General features: G+C 71.7%; 8 protein-coding genes. 5 read left to right on the forward strand and 3 right to left on the reverse strand.

Annotated elements, in window-relative coordinates; genetic code table 11:
• Positions 1–14: 14 nt before the first annotated feature.
• A complete protein-coding gene (locus J2S59_RS12415; RefSeq protein WP_306825168.1) occupies positions 15–359 on the forward strand; it encodes a hypothetical protein in 345 nt (114 codons plus the stop codon).
• Between the two features lie 82 nt (positions 360–441).
• Here J2S59_RS12415 and J2S59_RS12420 read toward each other — a convergent pair whose 3' ends face one another.
• The 3 genes from J2S59_RS12420 to J2S59_RS12430 all read right to left on the reverse strand — a co-directional run bounded on the left by J2S59_RS12420 (position 442) and on the right by J2S59_RS12430 (position 7,100).
• Positions 442–1,266 carry a DNA-formamidopyrimidine glycosylase family protein gene (locus J2S59_RS12420; RefSeq protein WP_068122225.1) on the reverse strand — a complete coding sequence of 275 codons (825 nt, stop codon included), beginning with the start codon at positions 1,264–1,266 and terminating at the stop codon, positions 442–444.
• Positions 1,259–5,875, reverse strand: coding sequence for an ATP-dependent helicase (locus J2S59_RS12425; RefSeq protein ID WP_370871537.1), 4,617 nt, complete (start codon positions 5,873–5,875; stop codon positions 1,259–1,261). Before J2S59_RS12425 ends, J2S59_RS12420 begins: the two co-directional genes overlap by 8 nt.
• 430 nt (positions 5,876–6,305) lie before the next feature.
• Positions 6,306–7,100 carry a siderophore-interacting protein gene (locus J2S59_RS12430; RefSeq protein ID WP_068124527.1) on the reverse strand — a complete coding sequence of 265 codons (795 nt, stop codon included), beginning with the start codon at positions 7,098–7,100 and terminating at the stop codon, positions 6,306–6,308.
• Positions 7,101–7,167: 67 nt separating this feature from the next.
• On the opposite strand from J2S59_RS12430, the gene J2S59_RS12435 reads away from it, so the two are divergent.
• The 4 genes from J2S59_RS12435 (at position 7,168) to J2S59_RS12450 (ending at position 10,918) form a co-directional block, all read left to right on the forward strand.
• Positions 7,168–8,121 (forward strand): ABC transporter ATP-binding protein, encoded by a 954-nt coding sequence (locus J2S59_RS12435; protein ID WP_438361586.1) that lies wholly within the window; start codon positions 7,168–7,170, stop codon positions 8,119–8,121.
• Positions 8,121–8,960, forward strand: a complete 840-nt coding sequence (locus tag J2S59_RS12440) for an ABC transporter permease (RefSeq protein WP_181641513.1) — start codon at positions 8,121–8,123, stop codon at positions 8,958–8,960. The genes J2S59_RS12435 and J2S59_RS12440 overlap by 1 nt, the downstream gene beginning before the upstream one ends.
• Complete coding sequence (locus tag J2S59_RS12445) at positions 8,960–9,775, forward strand: ABC transporter permease (RefSeq protein ID WP_068117073.1); 816 nt, start codon at positions 8,960–8,962, stop codon at positions 9,773–9,775. Before J2S59_RS12440 ends, J2S59_RS12445 begins: the two co-directional genes overlap by 1 nt.
• 183 nt (positions 9,776–9,958) lie before the next feature.
• On the forward strand, positions 9,959–10,918 hold the full coding sequence (locus J2S59_RS12450) for a helix-turn-helix domain-containing protein (protein WP_281366677.1): 960 nt from the start codon (positions 9,959–9,961) through the stop codon (positions 10,916–10,918).
• The last annotated feature ends 41 nt before the right edge of the window (positions 10,919–10,959 follow it).

Below are 10,959 nucleotides of genomic sequence, written 5' to 3' on the forward strand. Positions count from 1 at the left end.
AACTGCTAGGAGCCGTGCGCGAGAACCCCTCCGCGATCGTCATCGACCCAAAGAAGGAGATCCGGTCCTTCCGCGTCGCGATGAGCGCTCCCATGGGGAACAAGCGCGGACGAGGTCGAGGGGCGTTCATCGACTCGGTGCTGGACTTGGTGGACGCGTTCTACGGCGATGTCGTGCAGTACCTGAAGGCCTGGTCCGCAGCGCCTCCACGGATGCGGGAGGCAGAGCCTGAGCCGGTCCAGCCGGTAGCGCTATCCTCCACGTCGTTGTCCTCGCAGGACGGAGCCGAACCAGCCGCGGATCCGTCACCAATCGTGGCGGGGGAGGGCGGCCGCGAGCAGTCTGAGAAGTCGAACTGAACTGGTCACTCAAAGCCCGCTGCGGGACGCGAGACGGGAATCGAGTTGCGCACGGGCGCGGCAGTAAAGGCGGCGAATTGCCCTACGTCGCCTGACACCCCGGACACCAGTACGTCGACCGCTCCTTGCCCGGCTCCCCGTCCTCAGCTCGCCGGATCTTGGCACCGCACCGGCGACACGGCTGGTCGCGGCGGCCGTACACCCACAGCCGCTGGCCGCGGCGCGCGATGCCGGTGGTGGTGCGCTCGCCGCGGAGCTTGTTGGCCTCGAGCATCCGTTGGGAGAGCACGAGCATCTTGCGCAGCTTCGCGTCGTCGAGCTGACCGACGGGGGTGTGCGGGTGGACACCGGAGACGAAGCAGATCTCGGACTTGAAGACGTTGCCGACGCCCGCGAGGACGCGCTGGTCGAGGAGCACCTCGGCGATCGCGCGGTCCTGATCGGTCCCGCGCATCCGGCGCAGCGCCTCGTCGACGTCCCAGTCGGGGCCGAGGAGGTCAGGGCCGAGGTGGCCGACGAAGGTGTCCTCCTCGGCCGTGGGGGCGAGGTCGACGACGCCGAGCTCGAAGCCCAGCGCGTCGATGCGGTCGGCTGCATCGCGTTCACCGACTGCGAGGCGCACGCGCAGCAGGTGCGTCGGGCGGCGCCACTTGTCGCCCGGCCGCTGCACCTGCCAGATGCCCTCCATCTTCAGGTGCGTGTGCAGGGTCAGCGGGGGAGAGTCGCCAGCCGCGGAGAAGCGGGTAAGCAAGTGCTTGCCACGGGGGATCGTGCCCAGCACGGTGCGACCCGCCAGGTCGACGGTCGCGTAGGCCGGCACGCGGAAGTCCGAGAGCGTGAGCACCCGTCCGGTCAGGGCCTCGTCGAGCTCGCGCGCGGCGCGATAGACGGTGTCGCCCTCAGGCACTGCCGCCCCCGGTCCACCCCGTCCCGGACTCGCGCAACCGCAGGCCACGCGGGGTGACCACGAAGCCGTTCTCCGCCAGGGCATCGCGCAACCGCGCCGCCGGACCGTCGCCGGCCAGCAGCGAGACGCCGTCCGCCCGCTCGACCGTCAGCCGGCCGAGGGCCCCGCGGCGTACGGCTGTGGCCAGCGACCGGACCGCCACACCCAGCGCGTCCTTGTCGAGCTCGCCGAAGGTCAGCAGCGTCTTGCCGCCGCGCTCGACGTAGAGCGCGAGCTCACCGTCCACGAGCACCACGAGTGCGCCCGCCTTGCGGCCGGGCCGGTGGCCGGGGCCGGTCGCGCCGTCACCGTCACCCTCGACAACGCGCTCGGGCCAGGCCAGCGCGGCGCCGTACGGGTTGGCGGGGTCGGTGGCGGCGAGTGCGACGCCGACCGGTGCCGTGCCTGGCTCCTCGCCCGGCGCTCGGGAGAACGTGCGCAGCCGGTCGACCGCGCCGGCGGGCCCGAACTGCGCGGCGCCGAGGCCCTCGACGAAGTACCCCCGCCGGCAGCGCCCGGTCTCCTCGAACGCCGCCAGCACCTTGTAGACCGCGGCGAACCCGCCCGGCACCCGCTCGGCCGCGACCGCACCGCGGGTGACGACGCCGTGGCGCTCGAGCAGCGCCTCGGTGACGGCGTGCGCCCGCCTGGTCGGGTCGCGGTCGAGCTCCGGCAGCAGGGTCCAGCGGCCGGCGGCGCCCTCGGGCAGGCTGCGCACCCCGCCGCGACCCGGCCGGCCCAGGCGTCCCGGTCGTCCGGCCCGGGCGCGCGGCGCCGGCGCCCGCGTGCGGTGGGTGCCGCGTCCGCCGACGAGCGAGCGCAGGGGAGCCAGCGTGTCGTTGCCGACGTGGCCGGCCCACATCAGGTCGTGCAGCGCGCGCAGCACGTCAGGATCACTGGCCTCGACCCGCGCCGAGAGCTGCGGGAAGAACCATGCACCACCGCCGGCGAGCGCCTCGAGCAGCGCCTCGTGGACGGGCGTCATCTCGACCTCGGTCGGCTCCGGCAGCGTCAAGTGCGCGGTGTCGGCGAGGTGCAACGAGACCCAACCGTCCTTGCCGCCGACTGCACCCTGACCGGCCCAGACGACCTCGCCCGTGGAGGTGAGCTCGTCGAGGTAGGCCGGCTGGTAGTCGTCGACCCGCGCCGGTAGCACCAGTGATTCCAGCGCGGACGCCGGCACGGCACACCCGGCCAGCTGCTCGACGGCAGCCAGCACGCCGTCGACCCCGCGAAGGCGGCTGCTGCCGGTGGCGCCGACCGACTGCCAGGCGGGGAGGAAGCGACCGAGCGCGGCCGGCTCGACCGGCTCGACCTCCTGGCGCAGCTTCGCCAACGACCGGCGGCGCAGTCGGCGCAGGACCTCGGCGTCACACCACTCCTCGCCGACGCCACCGGGGCGGAACTCGCCCTCCAGCACGCGCCCGGACGCCGCGAGGCGCAGCAGGGTCTGGCGGACGACCGCGACTCCGAGGCCGAGCCGCGTCGCGCACTCCGCGGCGGCGAACGGCCCGTGGGTGCGGGCGTAGCGGCCGACCAGGTCGCCGAGTGGGTCCTCGACCGACTCGGTGAACGCCGACGGCGTGCCGGGCGGCACCGGGACGCCGAGCCCATCGCGCAGCCGGCCGACGTCCTCGACGGTCGCCCAGCGCTCCTCGCCGGCGATGCGCACCTCCACGACGCGGCGGGCCGCGGCCAGCTCGGCGACCCAGGTGGCGGCGTCGGCTCCCTCGACCGCGCGCGCCGCGACCTCGTCGGTGGTCAGCGGGCCGAGCAGTCGCAGCAGGTCGGCGACACCCTCGGCGTCGCGGGCGCGACGGTCGGGCGCAAGCCGCTGGAGCTCGGCCTCGACCTCGACCAGCACCTCGGGGTCGAGCAGCTCGCGCAGCTCCGCACGCCCGAGCAGCTCGGCGAGCAGGCTCTGGTCGAGGGTCAGTGCGGCCGCGCGCCGCTCGGCGAGCGGGGAGTCGCCCTCGTAGAGGAACGCCGCGACATAGCCGAACAGCAGCGACCGCGCGAACGGCGAGGGCTGGTTGCCGGCGACCTCGACCACCCGCAGCGTGCGGTTGTCGAGGTCACGGTGGAGCGCGACGAGCGCCGGGACGTCGTACACGTCCTGCAGGCACTCGCGGACAGCCTCGAGCACGATGGGGAAGGACGGGTACTTCGACGCCACCTCGAGCAGCTGCGCCGAGCGCTGGCGCTGCTGCCACAGCGGCGAGCGGCGCCCGGGGTCACGACGGGGGAGCAGCAGTGCACGCGCGGCGCACTCGCGGAAGCGGGAGGCGAACAGCGCCGACCCACCGACCTCGGAGGTGACGATCTCCTCGATCTCGTCGGGGGCGAACATCACCAGCTCCGCACCCGGCGGCTCCGCGTCGGTGTCGGGCAGCCGCAGCACGATGCCGTCGTCGCTGGGGATCGCCTGGGCGTCGACGCCGTACCGCTCCCGCATCCGGGTCGCGATCGCCTGCGCCCACGGCGCGTGGACCGGCGTGCCGTAGGGCGAGTGCAGCACCAGCCGCCAGTCGCCCAGCTCATCGCGGAACCGCTCGAGCACCAGCGTCTTGTCGGTGGGTACGGCGCCGGTGGCCGCTGCCTGCTCGTGGACGAAGGTGACGAGATTGCCAGCGGCCCACTCATCCAGGCCGGACTCGCGGCAGCGCTTGCGCGCCGCGTCCGGGGCCAGCGCGGCGATCTCGCGGGTGAATGCGCCCACTGCCGCGCCGAGCTCGGCTGGACGACCGAGCTGGTCGCCCTTCCAGAACGGCAGTCGGCCCGGGACTCCGGGCGCGGGCGTGACGAGCACGCGATCGTGGGTGATGTCCTCGATGCGCCAGCTGGTCGCACCCAGGGCGAAGACGTCGCCGACGCGGGACTCGTAGACCATCTCCTCGTCCAGCTCGCCGACCCGGGCGCCGCCCTTGTCGGAGCCGGAGACGAGGAAGACGCCGAAGAGTCCGCGGTCGGGAATGGTGCCGCCGCTGGTGACCGCGAGCCGCTGCGCGCCCGGACGTCCGCTGAGGTTGTTGGCCACGCGGTCCCAGACGATGCGCGGGCGCAGCTCGGCAAACTCGTCGCTGGGGTAGCGGCCCGCGAGCAGGTCCAGGGTCGCGTCGTACGCCGAACGGGGGAGCCCGGCGAAGGACGCCGAGCGGCGTACGACGGCGTAGAGCTCGTCGACGTCCCAGTCCTCCATCGCGACCATCGCGACGACCTGCTGGGCGAGGACATCGAGCGGGTTGGCCGGGATGCGCAGCGACTCGATCGCACCGGCCCGCATGCGTTCGACTGCCACCGCGGTGGGCACGAGGTCGGCGCGGTGCTTGGGGAAAAGCACGCCGCGCGAGATCTCTCCGACCTGGTGGCCCGCGCGCCCCACGCGCTGCAGCGCTGAGGCGATGCTGGGCGGGCTCTCGACCTGGATCACCTGGTCGACCGCACCCATGTCGATGCCGAGCTCGAGGCTGGACGTCGCCACCACCGCGGGCAGCCGCCCCTGCTTGAGGTCGTCCTCGATGAGCGCGCGCTGCTCCTTGCTGACCGAGCCGTGGTGAGCGCGGGCGACCAGCGTCGGGGCGCCGTCGGCGCGGCCGGACTGCGCCATGATCTGCGCGGGCGGCCTGGGGTCGGCTTCGGTCGCGATGCCCGCGCGCTCGGCAGTGATCTCGTTGAACCGCGCCGTCAGTCGCTCGGCCAGCCGCCGGGAGTTGGCGAAGACGATCGTCGAGCGCGCCTCGCCGATGAGGTCGACGATGCGCTCCTCGACGTGGGGCCAGATCGAGCCGCTGCGCTCGTCCTCCTCGCCCGCGGCGCTGCCGAGCTCGCCGAGGTCCTCGACCGGTACGACGACCGAGAGGTCCCACTCCTTGGTCGAGGGCGGCGCCACGATCTCCACCGGCGCCTGGCCCCCGAGGAACCGTGCGACCTCCTCGATCGGTCGCACCGTCGCGGACAGACCGATGCGCTGAGCGGGTTTGTCGAGCAGCGCGTCGAGTCGCTCGAGCGTCAACGCGAGGTGGGCGCCGCGCTTGGTGCCGGCGACGGCGTGCACCTCGTCGAGCACGACCGTCTCGACACCGCGCAGGGTCTCGCGCGCCGCCGAGGTCAGCATGAGGAACAGCGACTCCGGCGTGGTGATCAGGATGTCCGGGGGAGCGGTCGCCAGCTTCCGTCGCTCCGCCGGCGGGGTGTCACCGGACCGGATGCCGACCCGCACCTCGGTCGCGGTCTCGCCAAGTCGCTCAGCGGTCTGGCGGATGCCGGTCAACGGAGCGCGCAGGTTGCGCTCGACGTCGACGGCCAGCGCCTTGAGCGGGGAGATGTAGAGCACCCGGCAGCGCTGCAGCTTCTCGGCCGGCGGCGGGGTGCTCAGCAGCTTGTCGATCGACCACAGGAACGCCGACAGCGTCTTGCCCGAACCCGTCGGCGCGACGACCAGCGCGTTGTCACCCGCCGCGATCGCCCGCCACGCACCCTCCTGCGCCGGGGTGGGCTCGGCGAAGGCCGCAGCGAACCACGTGCGCGTGGGTGCGGCGAAGAGGTCGAGGACGTCGCTCACGCCTTTGATACTGCCCGACGGCACCGACTGCGGGGTCTCGACTCCGCTGCGGTGATCGAGCGTCGGCGAGGGACGAGCCGGCGTATCGAGACCCCCGCGGGTCGGGTGGTGGGATCTCGATACACCCGGCTCGGCTGGCGCCTCGCCGTGGCACTCGATCACCTACAGGGAGCTCGGCTGGCGCCTCGCCGTGGCACTCGATCACCTACAGGGAGCTCGGCTGGCGCCTCGCCGTGGCACTCGATCACCTACAGGGAGCTCGGCTGGCGCCTCGCCGTGGCACTCGATCACCTACAGGGAGCTCGGCTGGCGCCTCGCCGTGGCACTCGATCACCTACAGGGAGCTCGGCTGGCGCCTCGCCGTGGCACTCGATCACCTACAGGGAGCTCGGCTGGCGCCTCGCCGTGGCACTCGATCACCTACCGGGAGCTCGACCGGCTACGGGACGTCGGTCTCCATGTCGCGGGTCCAGGCCGCCTTGGCGGCACGCCACTGTTCGTCGGTGTCGGGGTGGCGCCAGTACGGCGAGCAGGACAGGTCCTCACGGCTGACCACGCCGGTGCTCAGCAGGTGTCGGCGTACGGCGCGGGTGGCCTCCGCCTCCCCGTGGACGAACGCGCTACACCGGCCGACGGGAAGCGACAGGTCGGCGACGGTGCGGGCGAGCTGCTCGGCGTCGTACGGCGTGCCGGTGTGGACCCAGGTGACCGACAGGTCGCCGGGGGAGTCGAGCTTGAGCTCCTCCTCGGCGCCCGCGACCTCGATGACCGCGACGACCGGGACGCCCGCCGCCACGCGCTCGGCCGCACCCGCGATCGCCGGCAGCGCACTGGCGTCGCCGACGAGCAGGTGCCAGTCGGCAGCCGGGGCCGGCGACCAGTCGCCGGCCGGGCCGCGGAACTGCAGCGTGTCGCCGGGACGGGCGTGCAGCGCCCAACGTCCGGCGTACCCGACGTCGCCGTGGGTCACGATGTCGAGCGTCAGCTGCCGCGCGACCGGGTCCCACGCCCGGACCGTGATCCGGCGCGGGAAGGGTCGCTGCTCCCACGGGAGCTCACGGACCGCAGCGTCGTCGAACGGCGCGGTGTAGCCCGCCTCGGGCGGCAGGAAGAACCCGTTGACGTAGGAGTCCGCGCCACCCGGAGCGGCGAAACCGTCCAGACCCGGACCACCCAGGACGACCCGGATCAGGTGCGGGGTCAGCGCCTCGGTCGCCACGACCTCGCCGTGCATGGCTCTCCTCTGTTGAAGTTAGGCCGACCTTAGTCGAGTAGTCCAGCGGCGGGCGTAGGGTGCTCCGGTGACCACCAGCACGGGGGATCGGCCCGCGATGATCAGCGCCCGCGGACTGCGCAAGGAGTTCGGCTCTTTCACCGCCGTCGACGGGATCGACCTCGAGGTCCCCGCCGGGCAGGCGTTCGGCTTCCTCGGCCCCAATGGCGCCGGCAAGTCCTCCTCGATGCGCATGATCGCGGCCGTCTCGCCGATCTCCGGCGGAGAGCTGCGCGTGCTCGGCATGGACCCCGCCACCCACGGCCCGCAGATCCGCGCTCGGCTCGGTGTCTGCCCCCAGGACGACACCCTCGACGTCGAGCTCAACGTCCGCGACAACCTGCTCGTCTATGGCCGCTACTTCGGCCTGCCGCGCGGCGAGGTGCGCGACCGCGCCGACGAGCTGCTGGAGTTCGTGCAGCTGACCGAGAAGGCCAAGTCACGCGTCGAGGACCTCTCCGGCGGGATGAAGCGCCGCCTCACCATCGCGCGCAGCCTCATCAACCGCCCCGACCTGCTGCTGCTCGACGAGCCGACCACCGGCCTCGACCCGCAGGCGCGCCACGTCCTGTGGGACCGGCTGTTCCGGCTCAAGGCGCAGGGCGTCACGCTCGTGCTCACCACGCACTACATGGACGAGGCCGAGCAGCTGTGCGACCGGCTGGTGGTCATGGACAAGGGCCGCATCGTCGCCGACGGCTCGCCGCTGGAGCTGATCCGCTCGCACTCCACCCGCGAGGTCACCGAGCTGCGCTTCGGTGTCTCCGTCGACGGTGGGCACGACGCGCTGGCCGACCAGGTCGCCGACCTGGCCGACCGCGTCGAGGTGCTGCCCGACCGGCTGCTGCTCTACAGCGAGCACGGCGAGGAGACGCTGGCCTTGGTCCACGAGCGCGGTCTGCAGCCCGCGGCGGTGCTCGTGCGCCGCTCCACGCTGGAGGACGTGTTCCTCCACCTGACCGGACGCTCGCTGGTGGACTGATGAGCAGCATTCGCCCCACCGACACCACCGGCAGCACAGCCGAAGCCGTCCCCGTGCCGACGACCGGCCAGCTCGTCGCGCGCCAGCTCGACTACTGGGGCCGCGTCTACCTGCGCACCTGGCACGGCACGCTTGCCTCGTCGTTCCTCATGCCGTTGCTGTACGTCGTCGCGATCGGCGTCCTGCTCGGCGGCTACATCGACAGCGACCCCGCGCAGCTCGAGGGCGCTTCGTCGTACCTCGCCTTCGTCGTCCCCGGCATGATCGCCGGCCAGGTGATGACCGTCGGTGTCAGCGAGACCAGCTGGCCGGTCATGAGCGGCATCAAGTGGCAGAAGGTGTACGTCGGCCAGATCGCCACGCCGCTGACGGTGCCGTCGATCGTGCTGGCCCAGCTGGCCTTCGTCGGGTTCCGGCTCTTCGTCGCGGTCGCCGTCTTCCTGCTCGTCCTCGCGCCGTTCGGCGTGCTCGCGACCTGGTGGGGCGCGCTGCTCGCCGTACCCGTCCTCATCCTCGTCGGCCTCGCCTTCGCCGCGGTGTGCTTCGGGTTCACCGCCGGGCTGGACTCCGACACGACCCTGACGGTGATCTACCGCCTCGCGATCCTGCCGATGTTCCTCTTCTCCGGCGCCTTCTTCCCGGTCAGCCAGCTGCCGACCGCGCTGGAGTGGGCGGCCAAGGCCACACCCCTGTGGCACGGCGTCTCGCTGACCCGGATGCTCACCACCGACACCCTCGCCGGGGGCCAGGCGCTCGTGCACCTGGTCTACCTCGGCGCCCTCGCGGCGTTCGGCACCTGGTGGGCCGTGCGTCGCCTGACCGCGAAGCTGGTGGTCTGATGGCCGTCGCGGGCTACCTCGCCGCCAAGCGTCCCGAGCCCACCGTGCTGCCGCCGGCGGTCGGCACCGGGCTCGTCGTACGCCGCCACGTCCTGGCCATGCGCAACGTCTGGTGGATCTTCGCCACCGGCTTCCTCGAGCCGCTGCTCTACCTGCTCTCCATCGGCATCGGCGTCGGCGCGCTCGTCGGCGGCTTCGAGATCGGGGGCAAGGAGGTCGCGTACGCCGCCTTCGTCGCGCCCGGCATGCTCGCCGCCTCCGCCATGAATGGCGCGGTCATGGACTCGACGATGAACGTCTTCCATCGGCTGAAGTACGACAAGCTCTACGACCAGATGCTGTCGACGCCGCTGACCGCGGTGCAGGTCGCCGGCGGCCAGATTGGGTTCTCCCTGGCCCGCGGGGGGCTCTACTCCGCGGCGTTCCTCGCGATCATGGGCGCGCTCGGGTACGTCGAGTCGTGGTGGGGCGTGCTCGCGCTGCCGGCGACGCTGCTGGTCGGCTTCGCGTTCGCCGCCGTGGGCATGGCGGTCACGACGTTCATGCGGTCGTGGCAGGACCTCGAGCTCGTGCAGCTGGTCGTCATGCCGATGTTCATGTTCTCGGCGACGTTCTTCCCCGTCGACACCTTCGAGGGATGGCTGCGGGTCGTGGTGGAGTGCACGCCGCTCTACCGCGGCGTCGTGCTGTGCCGCGAGCTCACCACGGGCGTCCTCACCTGGGACTCCGCGATCTCGGTGGTCTACCTCGCGGCGATGGGGCTCGCGGGCCTGTGGGTATGCCGACGTCGGCTGACCACGCTGCTGCTGTCCTGACGTTCCGGTCCTGCGGGTGGCTCCGGTCACGCAGGCACTAGGTCCGTAGGGATCACGGGTTGGGGTGACACCCGGTGAGCCTGCGCGTAGGTGTGGGCCACGGAAGACAGTCTCTGGATTGCTGAGATCTAGAGAACAGGAAGTCATTCCGTGACCCACGACGACATTGTGTACGACAGGCGTGTGCGAGTGCTCGAGTACGCAGCGAGAATCAACAACGTGAGCGAGGCGTGCCGAGTGTTCGGCATCTCGCGCAAGACTTACTACGAGTGGGTCAACAAAGCCGAGCAGTACGGCCTCTCGGCACTGCTGCCGCGTGAGCGACGCCGTCCGCACATGCCGAACGCGATGTCCTCCGAAGAGGTCGCGGTGATCCTCTCCGAAGCGATCGCCAAGCCGACGCTGGGTCCGAAGTCGTTGCTTCGCCACCTCAGCAAGCGCGGTGTCGACCGGTCGGCCTCAGGCGTCGCGAAGGTCCTCAAGCGTCACAACCTGGGCACCGCCAAGCAGCGGATCATCGCGTTGGCCAGTCTGACTGCCACCGAAACCGGGCAGCTCACCGAGGCTGCCCTCGAGGGCCCCTTCGGGTTCTGCCAATACGCCTCCCGCCCGGGCCAGGTCGTAGCCCTGGATGCGTTCTACGTCGGGCGCCTCAAGGGCGTGGGTGCGGTGTGGCAGCTGACCGCGGTCGACATCGCCACCCGGATCGCGGTCGTCCAGCTCGTCGTGGGCGACAAGACAGCCGCCGTCACGGCGCTGCTCCTGGATCATCTGAAGAAGGCGCTGCGCAAGCACGGCATCACCCTCGAAGGGGTCCTGACCGACAACGGTCCAGAGTTCGTCGGCAAGGCGTTCCAAGCCCGCGTCGGCGAGCTCGGGCTGCATCATCACCGGATCCCGCCGAGGTCACCGAACCACAACGCGGTGTGCGAGAGGTTCCACGGAACCGTGCTCCACGAGTTCTACCGGCCCCACTTCCACCGAGGACGGGTCGAAGACATCGCGCTGCTCGACAGGGCCCTGCAGGCCTGGGTCGTCGACTACAACAACGAGCGCCCCAACCACGGCGACTACATGGCCGGCCGCACCCCGCTGCAAGTCAAGAAGGAACTCAAGCGCCGCATCCGGCAGACTGCTGCCTGACCGACCGGTCAAGCAACCCAGAGACACCGACCTGTCACCCC

Origin of the sequence: Nocardioides massiliensis (genome assembly GCF_030811215.1) — a bacterium.
Lineage (GTDB): Bacteria > Actinomycetota > Actinomycetes > Propionibacteriales > Nocardioidaceae > Nocardioides_A > Nocardioides_A massiliensis.

Excerpts from the sequence above, each read along its gene's own strand:
- J2S59_RS12440 (WP_181641513.1), top strand. The coding sequence starts at position 8,121 with ATGAGCAGCATTCGCCCCACCGACACCACCGGCAGCACAGCCGAAGCC.
- J2S59_RS12430 (WP_068124527.1), bottom strand. The coding sequence starts at position 7,100 with ATGCACGGCGAGGTCGTGGCGACCGAGGCGCTGACCCCGCACCTGATC.
- J2S59_RS12445 (WP_068117073.1), top strand. The coding sequence starts at position 8,960 with ATGGCCGTCGCGGGCTACCTCGCCGCCAAGCGTCCCGAGCCCACCGTG.